Origin of the sequence: Vibrio lentus, assembly GCF_030409755.1 — a bacterium.
GTDB lineage: Bacteria > Pseudomonadota > Gammaproteobacteria > Enterobacterales > Vibrionaceae > Vibrio > Vibrio lentus.
The window spans coordinates 602,674-626,627 of sequence record NZ_JAUFQE010000002.1; the positions used below are offsets into that span (position 1 = coordinate 602,674).

23 protein-coding genes and 1 other annotated feature (1 of these 24 running past the window's edge) are annotated in these 23,954 nt (G+C 44.3%); of the genes, 15 read left to right on the forward strand and 8 right to left on the reverse strand.

The window, feature by feature from the left end; all coding sequences use genetic code 11:
* Nucleotides 1–96: a sequence feature (His leader region), on the forward strand; it begins 40 nt to the left of the window's first position.
* Between the two features lie 53 nt (nucleotides 97–149).
* From hisG to hisIE, 8 genes are all read left to right on the forward strand, one after another.
* Entirely contained in the window at nucleotides 150–1,046 is an 897-nt protein-coding gene (gene hisG / locus QWZ07_RS11130) for an ATP phosphoribosyltransferase (RefSeq protein ID WP_029223418.1), read from the forward strand.
* Nucleotides 1,047–1,051: 5 nt separating this feature from the next.
* Complete coding sequence (gene hisD, locus QWZ07_RS11135) at nucleotides 1,052–2,365, forward strand: histidinol dehydrogenase (RefSeq protein ID WP_192852719.1); 1,314 nt, start codon at nucleotides 1,052–1,054, stop codon at nucleotides 2,363–2,365.
* Between the two features lie 9 nt (nucleotides 2,366–2,374).
* Nucleotides 2,375–3,415 carry a histidinol-phosphate transaminase gene (hisC, locus tag QWZ07_RS11140; protein WP_017109920.1) on the forward strand — a complete coding sequence of 347 codons (1,041 nt, stop codon included), beginning with the start codon at nucleotides 2,375–2,377 and terminating at the stop codon, nucleotides 3,413–3,415.
* Between the two features lie 131 nt (nucleotides 3,416–3,546).
* Nucleotides 3,547–4,635, forward strand: a complete 1,089-nt coding sequence (gene hisB, locus QWZ07_RS11145) for a bifunctional histidinol-phosphatase/imidazoleglycerol-phosphate dehydratase HisB (RefSeq protein ID WP_192852720.1) — start codon at nucleotides 3,547–3,549, stop codon at nucleotides 4,633–4,635.
* A 24-nt stretch (nucleotides 4,636–4,659) separates the two neighbouring features.
* Nucleotides 4,660–5,274, forward strand: a complete 615-nt coding sequence (hisH, locus tag QWZ07_RS11150) for an imidazole glycerol phosphate synthase subunit HisH (RefSeq protein ID WP_192852721.1) — start codon at nucleotides 4,660–4,662, stop codon at nucleotides 5,272–5,274.
* Between the two features lie 43 nt (nucleotides 5,275–5,317).
* Entirely contained in the window at nucleotides 5,318–6,055 is a 738-nt protein-coding gene (hisA, locus tag QWZ07_RS11155; RefSeq protein WP_012604374.1) for a 1-(5-phosphoribosyl)-5-[(5-phosphoribosylamino)methylideneamino]imidazole-4-carboxamide isomerase, read from the forward strand.
* Nucleotides 6,037–6,810 (forward strand): imidazole glycerol phosphate synthase subunit HisF, encoded by a 774-nt coding sequence (gene hisF / locus QWZ07_RS11160; RefSeq protein ID WP_017109916.1) that lies wholly within the window; start codon nucleotides 6,037–6,039, stop codon nucleotides 6,808–6,810. The genes hisA and hisF overlap by 19 nt, the downstream gene beginning before the upstream one ends.
* Nucleotides 6,807–7,457: a bifunctional phosphoribosyl-AMP cyclohydrolase/phosphoribosyl-ATP diphosphatase HisIE gene (hisIE, locus tag QWZ07_RS11165; protein WP_065103833.1), complete on the forward strand. Its 651-nt coding sequence runs from the start codon at nucleotides 6,807–6,809 to the stop codon at nucleotides 7,455–7,457. Before hisF ends, hisIE begins: the two co-directional genes overlap by 4 nt.
* A gap of 184 nt (nucleotides 7,458–7,641) precedes the next feature.
* On the opposite strand, the gene QWZ07_RS11170 is transcribed toward hisIE, so the two are convergent.
* The 4 genes from QWZ07_RS11170 to QWZ07_RS11185 form a co-directional block, all read right to left on the reverse strand.
* Complete coding sequence (locus QWZ07_RS11170; protein WP_192852722.1) at nucleotides 7,642–8,154, reverse strand: YchJ family protein; 513 nt, start codon at nucleotides 8,152–8,154, stop codon at nucleotides 7,642–7,644.
* 118 nt (nucleotides 8,155–8,272) lie between these two features.
* Nucleotides 8,273–9,490, reverse strand: a complete 1,218-nt coding sequence (locus QWZ07_RS11175) for an EAL and HDOD domain-containing protein (protein WP_017109913.1) — start codon at nucleotides 9,488–9,490, stop codon at nucleotides 8,273–8,275.
* Between the two features lie 111 nt (nucleotides 9,491–9,601).
* On the reverse strand, nucleotides 9,602–10,348 hold the full coding sequence (gene lpxH / locus QWZ07_RS11180) for a UDP-2,3-diacylglucosamine diphosphatase (RefSeq protein WP_102352621.1): 747 nt from the start codon (nucleotides 10,346–10,348) through the stop codon (nucleotides 9,602–9,604).
* A 349-nt stretch (nucleotides 10,349–10,697) separates the two neighbouring features.
* On the reverse strand, nucleotides 10,698–11,192 hold the full coding sequence (locus QWZ07_RS11185; RefSeq protein WP_004734582.1) for a peptidylprolyl isomerase: 495 nt from the start codon (nucleotides 11,190–11,192) through the stop codon (nucleotides 10,698–10,700).
* 191 nt (nucleotides 11,193–11,383) lie between these two features.
* Here QWZ07_RS11185 and cysS point away from each other — a divergent pair, with 191 nt between their 5' ends.
* Both cysS and QWZ07_RS11195 read left to right on the forward strand, forming a co-directional pair.
* On the forward strand, nucleotides 11,384–12,769 hold the full coding sequence (gene cysS / locus QWZ07_RS11190) for a cysteine--tRNA ligase (RefSeq protein ID WP_017109911.1): 1,386 nt from the start codon (nucleotides 11,384–11,386) through the stop codon (nucleotides 12,767–12,769).
* Nucleotides 12,770–12,870: 101 nt separating this feature from the next.
* On the forward strand, nucleotides 12,871–13,449 hold the full coding sequence (locus QWZ07_RS11195) for a thymidine kinase (protein WP_004734584.1): 579 nt from the start codon (nucleotides 12,871–12,873) through the stop codon (nucleotides 13,447–13,449).
* Nucleotides 13,450–13,584: 135 nt separating this feature from the next.
* On the opposite strand, the gene QWZ07_RS11200 is transcribed toward QWZ07_RS11195, so the two are convergent.
* The 3 genes from QWZ07_RS11200 to QWZ07_RS11210 all read right to left on the reverse strand — a co-directional run bounded on the left by QWZ07_RS11200 (nucleotide 13,585) and on the right by QWZ07_RS11210 (nucleotide 15,469).
* Entirely contained in the window at nucleotides 13,585–14,277 is a 693-nt protein-coding gene (locus tag QWZ07_RS11200) for a YdcF family protein (RefSeq protein ID WP_192852723.1), read from the reverse strand.
* Nucleotides 14,270–15,124, reverse strand: coding sequence for an NAD(P)H-binding protein (locus QWZ07_RS11205; RefSeq protein WP_192852724.1), 855 nt, complete (start codon nucleotides 15,122–15,124; stop codon nucleotides 14,270–14,272). The genes QWZ07_RS11200 and QWZ07_RS11205 overlap by 8 nt, the downstream gene beginning before the upstream one ends.
* Before the next feature lie 114 nt (nucleotides 15,125–15,238).
* A complete protein-coding gene (locus QWZ07_RS11210; RefSeq protein WP_004734587.1) occupies nucleotides 15,239–15,469 on the reverse strand; it encodes a TIGR02647 family protein in 231 nt (76 codons plus the stop codon).
* A gap of 260 nt (nucleotides 15,470–15,729) precedes the next feature.
* Here QWZ07_RS11210 and QWZ07_RS11215 point away from each other — a divergent pair, with 260 nt between their 5' ends.
* Both QWZ07_RS11215 and focA read left to right on the forward strand, forming a co-directional pair.
* Complete coding sequence (locus tag QWZ07_RS11215; RefSeq protein ID WP_102315141.1) at nucleotides 15,730–17,034, forward strand: ATPase; 1,305 nt, start codon at nucleotides 15,730–15,732, stop codon at nucleotides 17,032–17,034.
* Nucleotides 17,035–17,387: 353 nt separating this feature from the next.
* Entirely contained in the window at nucleotides 17,388–18,230 is an 843-nt protein-coding gene (gene focA / locus QWZ07_RS11220) for a formate transporter FocA (RefSeq protein WP_017108402.1), read from the forward strand.
* Nucleotides 18,231–18,529: 299 nt separating this feature from the next.
* On the opposite strand, the gene QWZ07_RS11225 is transcribed toward focA, so the two are convergent.
* Entirely contained in the window at nucleotides 18,530–19,324 is a 795-nt protein-coding gene (locus QWZ07_RS11225; protein ID WP_192852725.1) for an ABC transporter permease, read from the reverse strand.
* A gap of 438 nt (nucleotides 19,325–19,762) precedes the next feature.
* On the opposite strand from QWZ07_RS11225, the gene torE reads away from it, so the two are divergent.
* From torE to torA, 3 genes are read left to right on the forward strand one after another with little or no spacing between them, the layout of a single operon-like run.
* The gene (torE, locus tag QWZ07_RS11230) at nucleotides 19,763–19,945 is read left to right on the forward strand and encodes a trimethylamine N-oxide reductase system protein TorE (protein ID WP_017093170.1); all 183 of its coding nucleotides are present in this window, start codon (nucleotides 19,763–19,765) and stop codon (nucleotides 19,943–19,945) included.
* 52 nt (nucleotides 19,946–19,997) lie between these two features.
* On the forward strand, nucleotides 19,998–21,176 hold the full coding sequence (torC, locus tag QWZ07_RS11235) for a pentaheme c-type cytochrome TorC (protein ID WP_017093171.1): 1,179 nt from the start codon (nucleotides 19,998–20,000) through the stop codon (nucleotides 21,174–21,176).
* A 24-nt stretch (nucleotides 21,177–21,200) separates the two neighbouring features.
* Entirely contained in the window at nucleotides 21,201–23,663 is a 2,463-nt protein-coding gene (torA, locus tag QWZ07_RS11240; RefSeq protein WP_192852726.1) for a trimethylamine-N-oxide reductase TorA, read from the forward strand.
* The last annotated feature ends 291 nt before the right edge of the window (nucleotides 23,664–23,954 follow it).

A 23,954-nucleotide genomic window follows, 5' to 3' on the forward strand; every position in this document is an offset into this window, starting at 1 on the left:
TACGTATACCCGGGAGCAAGAATTCTCCCGGAGGTTAAGTCAAAGAATTTAGATTTAAACCCTCGGGACGACAAAGTCTTCCGGGGGTTTTTTAGTTTTAGCGCTTTTAAATAATCAATAAATTCAAATATTTGCACAGGGATACAGCAATGCAGACACAACGCCTAAGAATCGCAATTCAAAAGAAAGGTCGCTTAAGTAAAGAGTGCCAAGATCTACTTAAAAAATGTGGTGTTAAATTTAACATCATGGGTGAGCGCCTAGTTGTTCATTCACTAAATATGCCAATCGACTTGTTACTGGTTCGTGATGATGACATCCCAGGCCTTATCATGGATGGTGTCGTTGACCTTGGTTTTATCGGTGAAAATGAACTAGAAGAGGTTCGCCTAGACCGTGTTGCTCTTAAAGAGCCTTCAGAGTTCCGCACACTGCGTCGTTTAGACTTCGGTGGTTGCCGCCTTTCTATCGCTATCAACAAAGACGAAGAATACAACGGCCCACAAGATCTAGCGGGCAAACGTATTGCGACCACTTACCCACAACTACTAAAAGCCTACATGGACGAGCAGGGTGTTGAATTCAGCACTTGTATGCTAACAGGCTCGGTTGAAGTGGCTCCTCGCGCAGGCCTAGCAGACGCTATCGCCGATTTGGTTTCTACAGGTGCGACGCTGGAAGCAAACGGCCTAAAAGAAGCAGAAGCTATCTTCCAATCTAAAGCAACACTGATTCAACGTGTTGGTGAGTTCGACGCTGACAAGACTGCATTGATTGAAAAACTACTGACTCGTATGCAGGGTGTTCAACAAGCAAAAGAGTCGAAGTACATCATGCTTCACGCTCCAACATCTCAGCTAGAGCAAATCAAAGCACTACTGCCTGGTGCTGAAGATCCAACGGTTCTTCCTCTATCAACAGACAAAGACAAAGTTGCCGTTCACCTAGTAAGTACAGAGAACTTGTTCTGGGAAACTATGGAACAATTGAAAGAGTTGGGTGCAAGCTCAATCCTAGTACTACCAATCGAAAAAATGATGGGGTAACTGCTATGAGAACCGTTGTTTGGCAATCATTAAGTGAATCACAGCAAGACTCAGTATTAGAGCGCCCAGCGATTGCTGAAGGTGCGAATATCACAGCAACTGTGTCTGGTGTAATTGCAAAAGTAAGAAATGAAGGCGATGCAGCGCTCAAAGAATTGACCGAAAAGTTTGACGGTGTGACACCGGAATCGATTCGAGTACGTTCTGAAGAGATCGAAGAAGCCTGCGCGCGTTTAACACCAGAGATGAAGCAAGCGCTTGAGCAAGCTTATCGTAATATCGCTAAGTTCCACGAAGCTCAAAAACCTCAACCAATTAAGGTTGAAACTCAACCAGGTGTGGTTTGTGAGCAAGTGACTCGCGCTATTAATACGGTGGGTTTGTACATCCCTGGGGGCAGCGCACCACTTCCATCAACGGTTCTTATGTTGGGTGTTCCTGCTCAGATTGCTGGTTGTCGTAAGGTTGTGCTTTGTTCACCTCCGCCAATTGCAGATGAAATTTTGTATGTCGCTAAACTTTGTAAAATCGATGAGGTTTACAATGTAGGCGGTGGTCAAGCGGTTGCTGCGATGGCGTACGGTACAGAGAGCGTTGCTAAAGTTGATAAGATCTTCGGCCCAGGTAACGCTTACGTAACGGAAGCTAAACGCCAAGTAAGTAACGACTTCCGTGGCGCTGCGATTGATATGCCTGCTGGACCGTCTGAAGTGTTAGTCATTGCCGATGAAACAGCAGATGCAGATTTCATTGCTGCGGATTTGCTGAGCCAAGCGGAACACGGTCCTGATTCTCAGGTTGTATTGGTAACACCATCTCCAGTGATTGCCGATCAAGTAACCGATGCGGTGCAGAAACAACTGAAAGAGTTGTCTCGAGCAACGATCGCCCAGCAAGCATTGGCATCAAGCCTAATTATCATCGCTGAATCGATCACTCAGGCGATTGCGATTTCGAACTTCTACGGCCCTGAACACTTGATTGTTCAAACCAAGAATCCACGTGAACTTCTGCCATTGCTAGACAATGCAGGTTCAATCTTCCTGGGTGATTGGTCTCCTGAATCTGCGGGTGATTACGCTTCTGGTACAAACCACGTGTTACCGACTTACGGTTACACCAAAACCTATTCAAGCCTAGGTTTGGCGGATTTCTCTAAGCGTATGACGGTACAAGAGTTAACAGCTGATGGCTTACAAGGCCTAGCGCCAACGGTAGTCACAATGGCGGAAGCCGAAGGTTTGGACGCACACAAGCGTGCGGTGACTATCCGAGTTGAAAAATTAAATCGATTTGAAAAGTTAAATAAAGCGAAATAAGGGTAGGGCATGGAAAAGTTAGCAAGAAAACAAGTTCAGGCTCTAACACCTTACTTGTCTGCAAGACGAATTGGTGGCAGCGGAGATGTATGGTTGAACGCCAACGAATCTCCGTTTGATAACGAGTACACCTTAAATCTGACTCGACTTAATCGCTACAGCGAGTGTCAGCCTAAAGAGCTAATCGATGCTTACGCTCAATATGCGGGTGTTGCACCAGAGCAAACGTTGACTACTCGTGGTGCTGACGAAGGTATTGAGCTTTTGATTCGTGCGTTCTGTGAGCCAAATGAAGACGCGATTCTTTATTGCCCTCCAACTTACGGTATGTACGCAATCAGCGCGGAGACTATCGGTGTTGAGCGTAAGGTCGTGCCGCTGACGTCTGAATGGCAACTGGATTTACCGGCGATTGAAGCTCAACTTGATAACGTAAAAGTGGTCTTTGTTTGTAGCCCAAATAACCCAACAGGTAACTTAGTTAACCGTAAAGACATCGTTAAACTGCTTGAGATGACTCAAGACAAAGCGATTGTTGTAATGGACGAAGCGTATATCGATTTCTGCCCTGAAGCATCAACGGTGGATTTGCTTGCCCAGTATCCGAATCTAGCGATTCTTCGAACTCTCTCGAAAGCATTTGCATTGGCGGGTTTACGTTGCGGATTTACTCTAGCAAACCAAGAACTGATTGATGTACTGTTGAAAGTGATAGCACCTTATCCAGTGCCTGTTCCTGTTGCTGACATTGCTGTTCAAGCGCTGTCAGAACACGGGTTAGCAAGAGCAAAATTTCAAGTTCTTGATTTGAGTGCCAACCGAGCTTATTTACAAGCGGGCCTAATGGGCATGCCTCAAATAACGGTATTCGATGGTTGGGGTAATTACCTTCTGGTTAAATTCCCTAACGGTGATGATTTATTCAAAGCAGCATGGGACAGCGGTATTATTTTACGTAATTCGCCAATTGAAAACTGTGTTCGCATTAGTATTGGTAACCGCGAAGAGTGCGAAAAGACACTTGGATTCATTCGTAACTTTTATCAGTAACGAACGGTTTATCAGTAATAACATTTGTCAGTCTTGAGTTGATTAATAACCAGCTGGCAAATGAAACCATTATTTGGGTTAGCGTTTGATTTTTGCTAGGCCACCAGATTTAAAATTAAAAGGAAGTTCAAGTGAGTAAACAACAGAAAATACTTTTTATAGACCGTGATGGCACCTTAATTGTTGAGCCGCCAGTCGACTTTCAAGTAGACCGTTTAGACAAGCTAAAATTCGAACCGTTAGTGATTCCTAGCCTACTTGCACTACAAGATGCAGGTTATCGCTTAGTGATGGTCACTAACCAAGATGGTCTAGGCACAGATAGCTACCCGCAAGAAGAGTTCGATGCTCCGCACAACATGATGATGGAGTTCTTTGAATCTCAGGGCGTTCAGTTTGATGATGTTCTAATCTGCCCTCACTTTGATGAAGACAACTGTTCTTGCCGCAAACCAAAGCTAGGAATGGTTAAAGAATACCTTCAAGGCGGTAAAGTCGACTTCCAAAAGTCAGTCGTGATTGGCGATCGAATGACGGATCTTCAACTTGCTGAGAACATGGCAATTCGTGGTATCCAATATGGACCAGATGCGCAAACGGAAGGCACACTTAACTGGCCACAGATCGTTAAAGATCTAACGGTTAATGCTCGTGTTGCTGAAGTAGTTCGTACCACTAAAGAAACGGATATCAAGGTAGCCGTAAACCTTGATGAAACCGGTGGCAACAAGATCGATACTGGCATGGGTTTCTTCGACCACATGCTTGATCAAATCGCGACACACGGCGGTTTCCAAATGAACCTGACTGTGAAGGGCGATCTACACATTGATGATCACCACACAGTAGAAGACACGGCGCTTGCGTTAGGCCAAGCACTGAAAGATGCGCTAGGTGACAAACGTGGTATTGGCCGTTTTGGTTTCAGCTTGCCAATGGATGAGTGTTTAGCTCAGTGTGCGCTAGACCTTTCTGGTCGTCCATACCTGAAGTTCGATGCTAAGTTCAGCCGCGAACAAGTGGGTGATCTTTCGACTGAGATGGTGGTTCACTTCTTCCGTTCTCTAACCGACACGCTGGCTTGTACGCTACACCTTTCTTCTACTGGCAATAATGATCACCACATCATTGAGAGCTTGTTTAAAGCGTTTGGTCGTACTCTTCGCCAAGCAATTAAAGTTGAAGGTAACGAGTTACCAAGCAGCAAAGGCGTCCTGTAAGGCTTACGTTATCAAGGAAAGACAATGAAAGATCAGAAAGTAGTCATCATTGATACCGGTTGTGCCAACGTTTCATCGGTGAAATTTGCGGTTGAACGTCTGGGTTATGCGGTTGAGATTTCAAAAGAGCCAGAAGTGGTTCTAGCTGCCGACAAGCTATTCCTACCGGGTGTAGGCACAGCAAGTGAGGCAATGAAGAACTTGCAAGAGCGCGACCTTGTTTCTCTTGTGAAGCAAGTAGAGAAGCCTCTGCTGGGTATTTGTTTAGGCATGCAACTGTTAGGCAAGCTGTCTCAAGAGAAAGGCCAAAAGGCTGACGCGTTAGTTGAATGTTTAGGCTTGTGTGATGGTGAAGTTCGTTTACTTGAAACGGGTGATTTACCGCTACCACACATGGGTTGGAACACAGTTACCGCGACACCTAACCACCCTTTATTCAAAGACATTGAAGAAGGCGAGTACTTCTACTTTGTACACAGCTTCGCAATGCCGGTGGGTGATTACACTATCGCACAATGTGATTACGGTAATCCGTTCACAGCGGCGGTGCAAAGTGGCAACTATTATGGTGTTCAGTTCCACCCAGAGCGTTCGTCAAAAGCTGGCTCTAAGCTGATTCAGAACTTCTTGGAATTGTAATAAGGATTTGGCAGCGGCTAACGTTGCCCTATAAGGAATGTAAATGATTATTCCCGCGTTAGATTTAATTGAAGGCCAAGTAGTTCGCTTATTCCAAGGGGACTACGGGCAAGTAACAGAATACAAAGTAGACCCAGCAGAACAGTTTAACCTGTATCACCAAGCTGGCGCAGGTTGGCTTCACCTTGTTGATTTAACCGGCGCAAAAGACACAACGGCCCGTCAGTTAGACTTGATCGCTAAGCTACTTGCTAGCACGCCTGCGAACATCCAGATTGGTGGTGGTGTGCGTAACGAACAAGATGTCGTTGATCTGCTAGAAGCTGGCGCACAGCGCGTAGTGGTTGGTTCTACGGCAGTTAAGCAACCTGAGTTGGTTAAAGGTTGGATGGAGAAGTACGGTGCGGAAAAAATCGTGCTGGCTCTGGACATCAATATTGACGAAAGCGGCACACGTAAAGTCGCGATTTCAGGTTGGCAAGAAGATTCAGGCGTGACGATTGAAGCACTGATTGAAGACTATCTAACGGTTGGTCTTAAACACGTTCTGTGTACAGATATTTCGCGAGATGGCACGCTAGAAGGATCAAACGTAGAGCTTTACGTTGATCTTTGTAAGCAGTACCCACAAGTACAATTCCAATCATCGGGCGGCATTGGCAGCTTAGCTGATATCGAAGCGCTTAAAGGCAGCGGTGTTGCTGGTGTAATTGTTGGTCGCGCACTGCTTGATGGTAAATTCACCGCAGAGGAGGCATTTGCATGTTGGCAAAGCGAATAATCCCTTGTTTGGATGTCCGTGATGGACAGGTGGTTAAGGGCGTTCAGTTCCGTAACCACGAAATTATTGGTGACATCGTTCCGTTAGCGCAACGTTATGCGGAAGAGGGCGCTGATGAATTAGTATTTTACGATATCACTGCATCAAGCGATGGTCGTGTAGTCGACAAGAGCTGGGTAAAACGTGTAGCAGAAGTGATTGATATTCCTTTCTGTGTGGCTGGTGGTATTAAATCAGCGGAAGATGCAGCGCGTATTCTTGAGTTTGGTGCTGATAAAGTGTCAATCAACTCACCGGCATTGGCTAATCCGCAACTGATCACTGACCTTGCTGATAAGTTCGGCGTGCAGTGTATCGTTGTCGGTATCGATTCATACTTTGATAAAGAAACCGGTAAATATCAGGTTTACCAATTCACAGGCGACGAAGCGCGTACCAAAGCAACCAAATGGGAAACCAAAGATTGGGTGCAAGAAGTACAGAAGCGTGGTGCAGGTGAGATTGTGTTGAACATGATGAACCAAGATGGTGTTCGTAACGGTTACGATATCGAGCAACTCAACATGGTTCGCTCAGTATGTAATGTTCCATTGATTGCGTCAGGTGGCGCAGGTGCGATGGAGCACTTTGCTGAAGCTTATAAAAAGACCAACGTGGATGGAGCACTTGCGGCTTCGGTATTCCACAAACAAGTCATCAATATTGGTGAACTTAAACAGTATTTAAAACAACAAGATGTAGAGGTGCGACTATGAGTTTTGAACCCGTAAGCTTATCAAAAACAGAAGTAGGCGCATTGTCAGAGCGTATTGATTGGGAAAAAGTGGGTGGCTTGGTGCCAGCTATTGTTCAGGATTACCAATCTAGCCAAGTGCTGATGATGGGATACATGAACCCAGCAGCACTCGAGAAAACAGGCGAAACTGGCCAAGTGACGTTTTTCTCTCGCACTAAAGAGCGTCTTTGGACGAAAGGTGAAACGTCGGGCAACGTATTGCAACTGCAAAACATTGCCTTGGACTGTGACAGCGACACCTTACTGGTTAAAGTTAATCCCATTGGCCCAACATGCCACACTGGTACAACAACGTGCTGGGACGGAGACAAACAACAAGAGTCTCAGATGGTGTGGCTTCATCAGCTTGAGCAGCTACTGGCTGCCCGCAAGGACGCCGATCCTGAATCTTCTTATACTGCCAGCCTATATGCCCGTGGCACCAAGCGTATTTCGCAAAAAGTGGGCGAAGAAGGCGTTGAAGTCGCGCTTGCGGCGACGTCGGGCGATAAGGCGGAGTTAGTGTGCGAATCTGCGGATTTGATTTATCACTTGATGGTTCTTTTACAAGACCAAGGCCTATCGATGAACGACGTGGTGAACAAACTAAAAGAGCGCCATAAGTAAGCTCTCTTTAGATTAATAGAACCACGTAAAAGACAGATAAAAGCCCCGTAAACAACCATGTTTACGGGGCTTTTTTAGCGTTCAATTCTTGAGTACATCTCTTCACCTTTAGGCGCTGTCATTCCGAGGAGCCCAAGCGACATCAGGAATCTCTTCTCTTAATCTGACTTCCTAGATGTACGAGTTACCCGCAGCACTTTTTATATTTCTTACCACTGCCACAAATGCATGGGTCGTTGCGGCCGATCTTAAAGCTCTCAACGGTTTGGTTTAAGCGAGGATCGATTTCTGGCTGTGTAGCTTCTTCTTGTTCCGGGAAGGTGCCATCAATGTAATACCAAAGACCGTCTTCATGAACGAAGCGCGAGCGCTCTTGCATACAGTATTGTTCGCCTTCTTCATTGAAGTAAGCTTTAAACTCAACAAAGCCTTCGTTCTCGTGTGAGCCTATTGTTGTATCTATAACTTCTAGACCTGCCCAATCACTATCGATAGATTCGGCAATACCTTCTCTCTGCGCTTCTGCATTGCAGCTTGGATGATAAGTAGCAACCACATAATCCACCAAACCAAGTACATGCGCAGAATAACGTGAGCGCATCAATTGCTCGGGTGTTTCAACGGCACTGTGGTTAAGGTGTGCTGATTCACAGCATTGTTGGTAAGTATTTTTGCTACCGCATGGGCATGAAGACATAGTCAAATCCTGTAAAAATGGCCTCTATTAAGAGGCCATAAATGAATGCGTGGGAGTTTACCAAGAAACGATCGCTCACCAAAGCTTAGTTTCCATTGGTACAGTTATGTGAAGTGGACTATTTCAACGAAGGTGATAACAGCTCTTGAGCCCAAGTCGTCGCTTCGTCATAAGCTTGCCCGAGTTCGGCCTCGCTTAACTTGAGTAGTTTACGAATGCGCGTTGCTTCATCCCATCGAGCTTGCTCATAAGCGATAACCATCGCCAAGATCGCACCCAGCACACCTTTGCGTTGTATCAGAGCTTGCTTAATCTCTTCATCAATTGGCACTGAGTCCAGCACTTGCTTTAACGGTTGGTCAAACAGAGAATCGAGTAGAGAGAACATACCGGTCAAAAAGGCTTGTCCGGGTTCAACTTTCACATTCATCTTCTCGACTAACAGTTCACACTCACGTGCACGTAATACCGCTAAACCATAGAGTGAATCTGGCTTGTCTTCTTTCGCGGATGCAATCGCCACAAGTGAAACGAACTTGCGTAGTTTTTGTTCGCCAAGGAAGATTAGCGCTTGGCGAAACGAACGAATGGTTGTTGCTGAGCCGCCTGCAGAGTTCACATAGGCAAGTAACTTGTAAGACAGCGTGACGTCTAATGTGATCAGACGTTCAACTTCACCGAAGTCGATAGGGTCGTTAGCGATCTCTTTCAACAGCTGAACAATCGTCAAAAACGCAGGGTTGAGAGCACGAGTTTGGATCATTTCCGGCTTACTGAAGAAATAACCTTGGAAGTAGGTGAAGCCTGCTTGGTTTGCTTCTTGATATTCGTCGTAAGTCTCGACTTTTTCAGCGAGGAACTTAATGTCTAACCCTTTGAGAGAGTTCATGAACATCGAAGCTTTCGCAATTGAGATCAAACGGATATCAAACTTGATAATTGAAACGTACGGTAAGAAGCGCTTCCACGCTTTGCTTGGCACAAAGTCGTCCAATGCGATGGTATAACCTGCATCATAGATGGCTTTGATTGCTTCAAGTAGTTCGTCGGTTGGTTCGCAGTCTTCAAGAACCTCAACAACGAGGCTTTCTTTTGGAAACAGCGTCGGGACCAAGTTAATCAGACTTGTATAAGGAAAGTTAACGAACCCCAGCTTATCACCCAACGTATTATAGTGAGTTGATAAAAAGTGGTCGGAAAGCAAACGGCTAGTAGCGAGCTCCGGCTCTACTTCAGGGAAAGTGTTCTTAGGACCGTCCCTGAATAGCAACTCGTAACCTATGGTTTTCTTGTCTGTATCGAGTATTGGTTGACGCGCTACGTATGAATATTTCAACTTGGTACTGTGTTCGGTTTATTTCTGATAGAGAGATAATAGCTAATTCAGTGGAAATTACCATACACAATCTAAGAAAGTCTGACCGACAATAATAATCAAAGTGAAAGTTTAAGACGGATGTTGAAAGCTATTGCTAAACTCTCGATTCTGTAGTTCAAAACTTTGCGGAGTGAACACCAGCACTGAACCTTGAGTATACCAATCACCCAATACGACACGGGTTTTACTGCAATTATTAGCATCAAAGGTGTGGATGTCAGGGCGATGAGTATGTCCGTGAATCATCAGATCGACGTTGTTTCGCGCCATCACATCTTCGACTTCTTGTTGTGTCACATCCATGATGTCGAGAGATTTAGTTTGCTTGTCATCTTTGATATCAGATTGAACCTTAGAGACAATTTTCTTCTTGATGAAAAATGGAATTCTGTTGAAGACCCATTGCAGCCATGGTTGATGCACTTTTTCGCGGAAGGCGAGATATTTTACATCTTCGGTACATAGGGTATCACCATGCAGTACGACCGCTTTTTGTCCGTAAATATCAATCGTTGATACTTCGTCAAGAAGTTGCACGCCAGTTTGTTTGGCAAATTTCTTACCGACTAGGAAGTCACGGTTACCTTGTGTGAAGTAGCAAGGCACGCCAGTTTTCACCAAATCAATAAACGCTTGGCGAATAGAGGTCGCAAACTCACTTTTGTCGTCGTCACCAATCCAGAATTCGAAAAGGTCACCTAATACATAGAGTGCATCCGCTTCTACCGCTTCGTTCTTCATGAAAGTGAGGAAGCAGTCGGTGATGTCTTGTCGTGACGGAGCAAGGTGCAGGTCTGATATAAAATATGTTTTCATAGGTCTAAAAAAAGGGAGCGATTCGCTCCCTATATCCTGATTTTATCGGCTCATCAATTATTAATACTAGGGCGTGTTGACCTTTGGCGGTTAAATTTTGTTCGAGATAAAAGCGTTTTAATCGAGGCGAGGGATAGGAAGCCTAGTCATTCTAAGCAAATTTCCCTCAACAAAGAGTAAAACGCTTTTAGCCGAACCCTTTGGGCAGCGTTTGCTGGTTATTTCTACTGCGTTATCGGCTTCTTATGTAGGCTAGCTACACACAAAGCCTCTGCCTTGTATAAATCCCCAGCAACTCGCTGCAAAAATCAGCTCAAAAGGTCAATACGCCCTAATCGAAAGCAAGTGATTAAGCTTCGATTGTAGTACCAGTGATGATCACTTCTTCTAGAGGTACATCTTGGTGCATACCCATAGAACCAGTGCTAACACCTTTGATCTTGTTTACGATGTCCATGCCTTCAACAACTTCTGCGAATACACAGTAGCCCCAACCGTCTAGGCTTTCGCTACGGAAGTTTAGGAAAGAGTTGTCGTTAACGTTGATGAAGAACTGAGAGCTCGCTGAATGCGGTTCCATAGTACGAGCCATTGCTAGTGTACCCACTTTGTTCGCTAGGCCGTTGTTCGCTTCGTTCTTGATAGTCGCACGAGTTGTTTTTTCTTTAAGGCCAGAAGTCATGCCGCCGCCTTGAACCATGAAACCATCGATAACACGGTGGAATAGCGTGTTGTCGTAAAAACCGTCACGGCAATACTGTAGGAAGTTTGCGCTTGTTTCTGGTGCTTTTTCTTCGTTAAGTTGAACTTTGATGTCACCAAAATTTGTGTGAAGGATGATCATGATTGTTACCTTACTGTCTTTTTAATATGAAGTTCGAATTCTAGCGCATGTTGGCGGACTTTCAAATCACCAAATCATTAACTTAACTTGGTTGTTTGAGGTAATTACTGCTTTGGGGGATTACCTAATAACGCATGAATTGATATACTTGCCCTCTTATTTTGATTAATACACAAATATAGATAGAGATCATGCTAAAAATTTATAACACACTCACAAGACAGAAAGAGGAATTCAAACCAATTACAGCTGGCAAAGTCGGCATGTATGTCTGTGGGGTAACCATTTACGATCTCTGTCACATTGGTCATGGCCGTACGTTCGTTTCTTTCGACGTAGTAACTCGCTACCTTCGTTACCTTGGTTACGATCTGAACTTCGTTCGTAACATCACAGATATCGATGACAAAATCATCAAGCGCGCTAACGAAAACGGCGAGTCTTGTGATTCTCTGACTGAGCGTTTGATCGGTGAAATGCACGCAGACTTCGATGCGTTGAACATGAAGCGTCCAGATGTAGAGCCTCGCGCAACTGAATTCATCACTGAAATTATTGAACTGGTTCAAAAGCTGATTGACCGTGGTTTTGCTTATGTGGCAAGCAACGGTGACGTGATGTTCGAAGTTAAGAAATTCGACGAATACGGTAAGCTTTCTAAGCAAGACCTTGATCAGCTTCAAGCTGGTGCTCGTGTTGATATTGATTCTGCAAAACGCAGCCCGTTAGATTTCGTTCTTTGGAAGATGTCTAAGCCAGGTGAACCTACGTGGGAATCTCCATGGGGTCCAGGTCGTCCAGGTTGGCACATTGAATGTTCAGCAATGAACTCGTCTATCCTTGGAAACCATTTCGATATCCACGGTGGAGGTTCAGATCTACAGTTCCCGCATCACGAGAACGAAATTGCACAATCTTGCTGCGCACACGGTACTCAATATGTGAATACTTGGATGCACAGCGGCATGGTGATGGTAGACAGAGAAAAAATGTCTAAGTCACTGGGTAACTTCTTCACTATCCGTGACGTACTTCAGCACTACGATGCAGAAACAGTGCGTTACTTTCTAATGTCTGGTCACTACCGTAGCCAGCTGAACTACAGCGAAGATAACCTAAACCAAGCACGTGCATCGCTTGAACGTTTATACACATCACTTCGTGGCCTAGACCTAACCGCAGCTCCTGCTGGTGGTCAAGAGTATGTAACTCGTTTCTCTACGGCAATGAACGATGATTTCAACACACCTGAAGCTTATTCAGTGCTGTTTGAAATGGCTCGTGAAATCAACCGCATTAAGACTGAAAGCATCGAAAAAGCAAGTGCTCTAGGTGCATTGATGCGTGAACTTGCTGACATCATCGGTATTCTTCATCAAGATCCAGAAGCTTTCCTTAAAGGTGATGCTGCGGGTAATGATGACGAAGTAGCAGAAATCGAAGGCCTAATTAAGCTACGTAATGATTCTCGCGCTTCGAAGGATTGGGCTAACGCCGACCTTGCACGTGATAAGCTAAACGAGTTGGGCATTGTTTTGGAAGATGGCCCAGAAGGCACGACTTGGCGTCGTAAGTAAATCTTATAAAAAGGGCTGATTTTCAGCCCTTTTTTCTAGCAAAAATTCTTTAATTTCACCTTTGCTTTTATCTTCAACTTTTAATTAACAGGAATATTTCTGTGGCTCAGATGTATTTTTATTACTCGGCAATGAATGCGGGTAAATCGACAACGCTTCTTCAATCTTCATTTAACTACCAAGAGCGTGGCATGACGCCAGTGATCTTTACTGCAGCGCTAGATGATCGCTATGGTATCGGTAAAGTTAGCTCGCGAATTGGTCTTCAATCTGAAGCTCAACTGTTTAAAAACGACACCAATATGTTTGACGCGATACAAAAACTCAATGAAGAAGAAAAGCGTCATTGTGTTTTGATCGATGAGTGTCAGTTCTTATCGAAAGAGCAGGTTTACCAACTAACAGAAGTGGTTGATAAGCTGCACATCCCTGTACTTTGTTACGGTTTGCGTACTGACTTCTTGGGTGAACTGTTTGAAGGTAGCCGTTACTTATTATCTTGGGCTGACAAACTGGTTGAGCTAAAAACGATTTGTCACTGTGGTCGTAAAGCGAATATGGTGATTCGTACTGATGAGCACGGTGTCGCGATTGCTGAAGGTGACCAAGTGGCTATCGGTGGTAATGACCAATATGTTTCAGCTTGCCGTTTGCACTACAAAGAAGCGTTAGGTAAATAAGCGGCTCTTTGGTTGATTCTTCATAAGTGAATAAAGCTGAAAGCAACAAGCTCAAGTAATAGCTAAGAATAAGAAACGGTGGCCAAGTGCCACCGTTTTTGTTTTCTGAAAAAGTGTATTGCGTGACTTAAAGTTTTATTCGAAATCCAGCTTCTTCAATGCTTGGTAGGCATGATCAACCTCATCAGGAATCGACATCTCAATCTGAAATCCTTGCGCTGGATAAGACTTGATTCGTTCGAAATCAGCAATGAGAGCACCCAACACCATGTCTAGTGGTAACTCTTCATTAAAGTAATCTACCCAGTCTTGCCATTGTGAAGTGACTTGAATCTCGGTCACTTCGTCAGGCCACTGCTTTGCAAACGTGGCGTAAGTACGTTTCTCCATAAAGGGTTTCTGTACTAAGGTCAGGCGTTTCGGCGATAGCCCACGCTCAGTCAGCAATTTGTGGGTGAATCGTACGTTCTCCCCAGTATTAGTTGCGTGCTTCTCAATGATAATGTCAGAGTCAGGTACGCCAGCGTCTCGTGCGATAGCCGCGAATGTTTCAGCCTCTGAGCGTTCAAAACTGCCTTCAGTAAAGCGTCCCACACCGCCAGAAAATACGATATAAGGCGCCACACCTTGGTGATAGAGCTCAGCAGCGTATTCAGCGACGCGAGTATCGTTACTGCACAACACAAATATACAATCTGAAGGCGTGATGTCATGACCCATCGACATGAAGTTCCAAAGGGTGTCGATCGAGTGATATAGCTTACTCTTTGAGTTCTTTGTTACAGGTTGCTTAGCTATGGATTGGTTAACTATGGATTGCTTAGTCATAAAGAGCGTCCAATGTGGAATCGAATTTAAACGAGTAACCTAAACCGAGGATCTTTTTAGAAGAGATCAGCTTGTCTGGGGTGTCGACAATAGGAGGGAGTGGCTCGCTGCTATTGGCACTTTTTAATGCTGCTGCGTAGAACTCTGCCTTGCTCACTGTATTTGGTGTGGTGACATTTACGATTTCATTGTGCAGTTGATTGATGGCGAAATCGACCGCACCAATCGCATCATCAAGGTGAAGCATGTTGGCTGGTGCTTGAGAGCTGACCTGCTTTAGCTTGGTTGCGAATCGAGATGGGTGACGGCTAGGGCCGATTAACCCACTGAAACGAAGAATGGTGTAATCGATGCCGGAATCCATCACCAGCTGTTCAGCTTTCAGCATCACGCGTGCATTGTCCGAAAATGCGGATGCTTGCTCGTCTTCTGAGGTAGAAAGAGTGAGTGAGGCGTCTCGCTCGTACAGAACTCCGGGCTTGGTTGGGTATACCGTCGTCGAACTGACCATAATGAGCTTTTTCACGTTAGCCTTCTGGCAAGCACTGGTCAGTTGTTGCCAATAGTCGGCGTACTCGACACCAGCGCCTTTTCTAAAGCCGGGAGGAAAGCTACCAATCACTATCTCAGTATTGTTTTCCAATAGGAGTGAGTAGAGTTGGCCAATAGAGCGTTCAGGTTGTATTGCATCAAAACTGAATACTTCACAAGGAATGCGTTCGTTGCCAATAGCGTCAGCGCCTTCTTGGGTGGTCTTCGTCACGACGACTTGGTTATCATGTTTGACGAGATGTTCCGATAAGGGCGCTCCAACCCAGCCTGCACCAACAATAAATATAGAAGCCATGTGTTCCTCACAACTGCAAATGACGAATTTACAATAAGCCTAACAAACCTTTGCCCAAAAATGAAAAAACTCCACAGCCGAGGCGAGTGGAGTTTTTACTAGAACAATGGAGCTTTAGTTTAGTACGCGAAGTAGTTTGTCTGCGCGCTCTGCCATCTGTATACCTTCATCTGTTAGGTAACCGCCGTCTGGCTGAGTACAAAGGTTCTTTTCGAATAGGCGCTTAACAGCGTCTTGAGTTTCTTGAGCTGCCTCTTGATGAACTTTAATTCCAGTAGCTGCGCTACTTACATCAAATTGAAGAAGGAGGTTTAAATCAGCAATGTTTTCAGCGTTGTACTTCATAATTAACCTATATATTCATAACGTTCTCTACCTTCACCTTAGTGCGCATTCACAACTCAGGCAATAGCAAATAAAGAGAATTGATAAGTGATACCAAATTGAATGATTAATCAGCGCATGAGCGGTTGTTTTTTGTTTAATTGGGCGAATTTCACACGCTTAATGAATGAATGATGTTTATTGCTAAGTGGTTGTAATATATTGTGAGACTAGAAATATAATGCATCGAGCAAATATTGTTTAAAAAAGGAAATGCATCAGTGAGAGCCAACAAAGTAGCATTAATGATCAGTATGCTATTTGCAATTGCAGGGTGTCAGAGCACTCCCTCTGAACAGACAGAAGCGAACCAAAGCACGAATGGCAGTGAGTCTTCATCAAATGCCCGCACGTTTGATTCTGTGCAAAGTGTTCATCTCGAATGGGAAAGTAAGCTTGAAAGCCATGTTCAATTGTCTCTTTATGCGCCAGAAAATTACAATGAACTACTAGATGCTTGGGATGATGCTGAAAGCATTTATGCCGATTTACTGAAAGACGAAACTCGTCTAACGAAAAGCTATTCAATTTTTTCGAGCCTAACGTACGCTGAAGCTTTTGATGAAAAAATCGCTTTGGTTAAATCAAACTATGATTCGATTCTAGTGTTAAAGAAAAAGGCCGACAGAGTACTAGCGGATTCGATTGTTCAGATGGATTATCTGAAATACTTGGGTGCCGATACGATGTTCGCGTCGAACTATAAGAGGCTTTACGCTGAATACAGTGAGTTATTTGAATACGTATTGGTCGATGAGCTTGAAGATGCTCAGGAAGCACAGGTTGAGTTTCTTAACCACGCTCGCTCATTAGAAGTCAAAGTCGCCCATAAGAAATACATTGAACCGTTAAAGAATGAATTAGAGTTCTTAGAAGATGAAGACTTTGATGATGTAGTGCCGCTTACCTTTGCTAAAGCAAGTTCTCAAATTGCATTGGCGGAAAATCAAGTTAAGGCGAGTCCTCGTGAAAAATCAATTATCGAAGACGCCGTTAAAGCCGCTGAATTCGAATTGAATCACGTGAGAAGTGTTGCGCATGAAGTTAAGTTGCTTGCTAACGTGAAGGGTGATCGATTTGAGCAATCGGTATTGAATGCCGAGAACCAGTTTTTGAGTATTTCTCAGATCCTGAATGATCAAGACTACCGTGATGTGGTGTTGCGCCTTCAAGCTCAGAAAATCGTAGAGAGTATTAAAGCGCTTAAAAGCTCTGATATGACTACGCAACTGAAGTCTGAGGTTGAAGCACTTTCAGAACAACTTGCCGATTTGGAACTCGAAAATCAGAAACAAGCCCAACAGCTTGCTGAGACAAACAAGCATAACGAGTTTTTGGATGAGCAGGTTACTAAGAGTGATGCACACATAAAAAGCTTGGAAGAGCTGGTGGACAGTTTGAAAAGCTTAGGCGGTAAAGTTGCCACCGAAAGTCACTCCGACGTGACACCGACTAACGTTGAGTCCAACCTTGAAGATGCCGCTTTAGAGCAATCATCAGAACAAGTGATTGAACCTTCGGTTTAGCATAACTAATTTCTTTATTTGTGATTGACTTAAAAGCGCCTCAGGGCGCTTTTTTACGTTCTGTTGATCTATATCAAAATCTAGAGATGAAAGGATCTGGATAGTGTACGCTATTCTTTTTGCTTTAACGTAACTTGTTGATATTTATAGATGTGTTGTTTTTATTGTTGATAAGTTTTCATTCATCAGAGTTTTGTTTTTACTACTAAAGTCGTATGAATTTTCAATATCATTGCAGGTTTGGTGTTTTCTCGATTGTTGAAGGTTATTTGAGCGTAAAATAGCTCTTGAATTAAGAAATGAAAGAGAGGATTATCGCGCTCCCCAACGACATGTTTCAAAATGTAAATCACATGAATCTAAACCAATTTGACTCATTATTACCGCCACAAATGGCTGAGCGCGCTGCAGATATTGGCGTAGGTAAAGCAACAAAAGATCCAATCAAATCCTTTCTTCTCGCTATTTCAGCGGGCATACATATCGGCATTGCGTTCGTGTTTTACACCATCGTGACGACAGGTGCTGGTGATTTACCGTGGGGCATTACTCGCGTACTCGGTGGTTTGGCATTTAGCTTAGGCTTGATCCTTGTGGTGGTTACTGGCGGCGAGTTGTTTACTAGCTCTGTTTTAACGTTAGTGGCGAGAGCGAGCGGTAAGATCACTTGGGTAACCTTGTTTAAAAACTGGGCGACGGTTTATGTGGGCAACCTTATTGGCGCTTTATTGCTAGTGGCATGCATGCTCGCGACTAAACAATACATGTTTGACAATGGCCAAGTCGGGCTCAACGCTATGGCTATCTCTCAGCACAAAATGCATCATGATTTTATTCAAGCGATTGCGCTTGGCATCATGTGTAACGTGTTGGTGTGTATTGCGGTGTGGATGACATTCAGTGGGCGTACCTTAACGGATAAAATTACGGTTATGATTTTACCTGTAGCGATGTTTGTATCGTCGGGTTTTGAGCACTGTATTGCGAACATGTTCCAAGTACCACTCGCTATCGGCATTAAAACATTTGCTCCTGCTGAGTTTTGGACAATGACAGGTGCTAACCCTGCCGACTATATTGACCTAAACATGATGGATTTCTTAACGAACAACCTATTGCCTGTGACTTTAGGCAACATCATTGGCGGCGGTATCTTTGTCGGCATGTGGTATTGGTTGATTTATCTACGAGATTAACCATGATTCGGTCATCGTATCGATTTGAATGATTACGATTAAAAGACGGTCTGCATTGCAGGCCGTTTTTTATTGTGGAAAACCTTTTAGTTTCTCTTTTTAATAATCATTAAAACACTCAATAGCAGGATCGAGTAGGGCAACATAGGCCTTTGAAATTAAGTAAGGATCAATGTAAATGATCCTTAGTCGAGTCAAAGTGACTAAAAAAGGATCAATACTGTTTTGGTTATCCACAGTTTCTGTGGATAACCTGTCTCAAAGTCAGTGTGTAACCAGATCGCAAAGGAAGAAAGAGGTCAGTCTGTGGGCTTAATTCGGGCGAGGACTCGACCTTCTTTCGTCAGAGATGTCTTTAAAGAAAGGTGAAGTGCGAGCGCCAATGAACTACTCATCATCACGAAAATAGCCAACATGATCATCAGTTGATACTTAATCGCAATCATTGGTGAAGCTCCCCCTAGAATTTGACCTGTCATCATTCCCGGAAGTGTGACTAAGCCGGTGGTCGCCATAGAAGCCATAATAGGAGACATCGCCTTCTGTATCGCATTACGTACAAAAGGTGCAGCTGCGTAGGTTGGAGAAGCGCCTAAAGCGATAGCCGCTTCGTACTCTGACTTCTGGGTTTCAAAAGCACCGAACAAGTTCTGTAGAGCCACTATATTGCTGCTCAAGCTATTACCCAGCAGCATCCCCGCAATAGGAATTAAGTACTGTGCGTTGAAGAGTGGGGTCGGCTTGATAATAAAGAAACAAATAAATAAGACGATGGGTACACAGGTAACCGCAAGGCTGAACGCTACAGGTGCTAATAGTAGTTGTTTCGGGAGCTTTGATTTTTCAACAATCGAACTTGCACCCACTACAATCATAGCGAATAACCACAATAAATTGATCCATAAGCTATTCAAAGTAAAAAGGTATTCGAGATAAAGACCGACCAAGAATAGCTGTACCACCATACGAGAAATACTAATAGAGGCCTCTTTACCTAGGCCGAGTTTCAGTTTGTAGTTAATGGCGATGGGCAGTATGAGAAGTGAGCTGAATAACAGCAATTGCCACCAAGAGATATCAATAACGTCTTGCATAATGCTTCCTTTTAAGTAGGTCTCCATCATATCTGAAAGTGCCAAATGATGCATTTCAGCGTCACACTTGTCGATCTCAAAAAAGGCTCAATTATTTAACATTCAAAGTACAAAATAATGGTTATTTGAGGGTTTTTTGGCTACTACTTAGTAGGTAAAACGTTAAAATTAGTTACAATGTGGTTGCGCAAATGTTGGCTTTTAACATTTGTGAAATATACTTAATTCTTCACATTTGTTAATACTTTTTAATAACTTTGTTTAACTAAAAACAACTTTGGATGAGCTCAAAAAAGTATTGATTAGCAAGGGTTATAACGGGAGATTTGATTGAACCCTACTTTGTGTATGGTCTAAAATTCATCGTTAGATACTCAAGAACTTTAGCCCCTTAGAATGGGTTACTCGAAATTACTAAATACAAAATAGGCAAAATGTATGAGTGATGTTAAGAAAATTGAAACTGGCGAAAAACGCTCGTTGGAGTGGAAGTCATTCCTCTTCATTGCGGTGGTTCTCTTTCCAATATTAAGTGTGGCTTTTGTAGGAGGCTACGGCTTTCTAGTTTGGGCACTGCAAGTGTTTGTATTAGGTCCTCCAGGTGCACACGGCGGCATGTAATGCCCTCTTGCTATCACATTTTTATTAGAACTAATTTTTAAGAGAGCTAAACATGAAATCATTTTTAGTTAAATTATGGCGCACAATGACTCGCCCAGCAGTACACATCAGTCTTGGTGTACTAACCATGGGTGGCTTTATCGCCGGTGTTATTTTCTGGGGTGGCTTTAACACTGCGTTAGAACACACGAATACAGAAGAGTTCTGTGTAAGCTGTCACACCATGCGTGACAATGTTTACGTAGAACTACAAGAAACGGTTCACTGGAAAAATACATCTGGTGTACGCGCAACTTGTCCTGACTGTCACGTTCCACATGAATGGACAGCAAAAATTGCTCGTAAGATGCAAGCATCTAAAGAAGTCTTCGCTCAAGTATTTGGTGACCTAGACACACCTGAGAAATTTGAAGCTCGTCGTATCGAACTGGCTAAACACGAATGGGATCGTTTCTCTTCGAACAAATCTCTAGAGTGTAAGAACTGCCACAACTACGATTCAATGGATTTCGAAAACATGCGCCCAACAGCGCGTATCCAGATGAAGAACGCGGCAGAGCGTGATCAAAGCTGTGTTGACTGTCACAAAGGTATTGCTCACAACCTTCCATTAGATATGGCATCAGCGAGCGGTATTGTTGGCGAGCTAGAAAATGTAGCAAGCAGCACATCTTACGCAAATGGTTCTGACGTGATCTCTATTCGTCATCTTCCAATGTACACGGATGAGACAGCAACAGTTGAAGCGGGTCTATTAAGCCCTGCAAGTAAAGTTGCGGTTATCGACGAAAAAGGCGACATGATCAAGATTCAAATCGACGGTTGGCGTAAAGCGAAAGGCTTCGGACGTGTAATCCAAGAAGACTTCGGTATGAACATCTCGACTGCAATCTTGACGAAAGAAGTTTCTCAAAGTGACGTGATCACTGTTGGCGAGAAGAAAGAAGATGAGCTAACGGGCCTTCCATGGGAAAAAGTTGACCTAGCACTTTGGATGAAGAAAGAGTCTATGGTTGATAACTTCGATCCAATTTGGAACGCAGCAGGTCAGGCTTACCAGTCAAACTGTTCTACTTGTCACTCACAACCAGATGAAGGCCACTTCAGCGCTAACGGTTGGGTAGGCATGCTAGATGGTATGATCGCATTCGTGAACTTCGATACAGATACAGAAGCACTTGTTCTTAAGTATCTACAGAAGCACTCATCAGATTTTTCTGAAGGCCACTAATAAGACGTCAATTGGAGTAACACAATGGCAATTACAAGAAGAAGTTTTCTGAAAGGTGTCGCTACAACAAGTGCGGCATCGGTTATCGGTCCTAGCTTATTGGCGTCGGCATCGGCTTCAGCTGCAGAAACTGATGGTACGTGGAAAGTCTCTGGTTCTCACTGGGGTGCATTCCGAGCTCGCGTTTATGCGGGTAAAGTACAAGAAATTAAGCCTCTAGAAATCGATCAGCATCCAACTGAGATGTTGAAAGGTATCAAGGGGATTATCTACAGCCCATCACGTGTGCGTTACCCTATGGTTCGCCTAGATTGGTTGAAGAAGCACAAATACAGCGCAGACACGCGTGGTAACAACCGTTTTGTTCGTGTTACTTGGGATGAGGCATTAGACCTTGTTTACCGCGAACTAGAACGTGTACAGAAAGATTACGGTCCATGGGCGCTTCACACTGGTCAAACAGGTTGGAGACAAACAGGTCAGTTCCACAGCTGTACTAACCACATGCAACGTGCAATGGCACTTCACGGTTACTCTGTGAAGAAAATCGGTGACTACTCGACAGGTGCTGGTCAAACGATCATGCCTTACGTGCTAGGTTCTACTGAAGTATATGCTCAAGGTACATCTTGGGAACTTATCCTAGAAAACAGTGACAACATTGTTCTTTGGGGTAACGATCCAGTTAAGAACCTGCAAGTAGGTTGGACGTGTGAGACTCACGAGTCGTTCGCATACCTAGAACAGCTGAAAGAAAAAGTTGCTAAGAAAGAGATCAACGTTGTTTCTGTTGACCCTGTGAAGAACAAAACAGGTCGTTACTTAGAAAACGAGCAGATGTACATCAACCCACAAACTGATGTGGCGTTCATGCTGGGTGTTGCTCACGTTCTTTACAACGAAGGCCTATACGACAAGAAGTTCATCGAAACTTACTGTCTAGGTTTTGAAGATTTCATCAAGTACGTTCAAGGTGAAACGAAAGACAAAGTTGAGAAGACGCCAGAATGGGCTTCAGCTATCTGTGGCGCAAGTGCGGAATCTATCCGTGATTTCGCTAAGATGTTGGTTAACGGCCGTACACAAATTCTTGTTGGTTGGAGTATTCAACGTCAACAACACGGTGAGCAGCCTTACTGGATGTGTGCAGTTATCGCAGCAATGGTTGGTCAAATTGGTCTACCTGGCGGCGGTATCTCTTACGGTCACCACTACTCAGGTATCGGTGTATCTTCGACTGGTTTCGCTGCTCCGGGTTCTTTCCCGCTGAACATCGACCAAGGTCAATCACCTAAGTACACCAATACAGATTACAACGGTTACAGCCGTGTAATTCCAGTTGCTCGTTGGGTAGATAGCCTGCTTGAACCTGGTAAGAAGATCAAAGCGAACGGTTCTACTGTGACGCTGCCAGATATCAAGATGATGGTCTTCAGTGGTAACAACCCGTGGCATCACCACCAAGATCGCAACAAGATGCGTAAAGCATTCAAGAGCCTACAAACTGTAGTGGCTGTTGACTTCGCGTGGACTGCAACTTGTCGTCATTCTGATATTGTTCTTCCAGCTTGTACTCAGTGGGAACGTAACGATATCGATGGTTACGGTGCGTACTCTGGTCGTGGTTTGATCGCAATGCACAAGCTAGTGGATCCTTTGTTCCAGTCTAAGACTGACTTCGAGATCATGTCTAGCCTGACTAAGCGTTGGGGTCGCTACGACGATTACACGCGTGGTATGGACGAAATGCAGTGGGTTAAATCTCTATACGACGATTGCCGCGCTTCGAATGAAGGCACGATTGAAATGCCTGAGTTTGCTGAGTTCTGGGAGAAAGGTTTCCTAGACTTCGGTAAAGGTAAGCCATGGACTCGTCACGCTTCATTCCGTGAAGACCCAGAGATCAACGCACTAGGCACGCCTTCTGGTTTCATCGAAATCACAAGCCGTACTGTTGGCAATATGGGTTACGAGCACTGCCAAGAACACCCAATGTGGTTCGAGAAATCTGAACGTTCACACGGTGGTCCAGGCTCTGACAAACACCCGTACTGGCTACAATCTTGTCACCCAGACAAGCGTCTTCACTCTCAGATGTGTGAATCTGAAGAGTGGCGTGCGACTTACGCGGTACAAGGCCGTGAGCCAATCTACATCAACCCAACGGATGCTAAGAAGAAAGGCATCAAAGACGGCGATGTAGTACGTGTATTCAACGACCGTGGTCAACTACTAGCAGGTGCTGTTCTAATGGATAGCTATGCTCCTGGTGTTGTTCGTATCGAAGAAGGTGCTTGGTACGGCCCTATCAACGAGAAAGTGGGCGCGCTAGATACATACGGCGATCCAAACACACTAACTCAAGACATCGGTACGTCTGAACTTGCTCAAGCAACGTCAGCAAACACATGTTTGGTTGATTTCGAGAAGTTCCAAGGCAAACTGCCTCCAGTAACTTCATTCGGTGGTCCAATCGAAGTTTCTTAAGTCTTGTACTTAAGAACCAAGACTAAAGCTTGAATTAAAGCCCCTGTAAGTACTCTTACAGGGGCTTTTTTTTTCTAGTGTACGGAGTTGGGATTTCTATTTAAGCATTGTAATAGCGTCAAGAGGGGCGTTTTTGAGACAGGCTATAACGTGCTGTTTGAGGTAGGCTGTAGAAGCATGAGCATGAGCATGAAGCAGGAAGGGAATGTACAAAGAATCTGTTTTAAGGGCTTAGGCAGACGGAAACAAAAAGGCCGATACAAAGTACCGACCTAATAGAAACCTATGGAG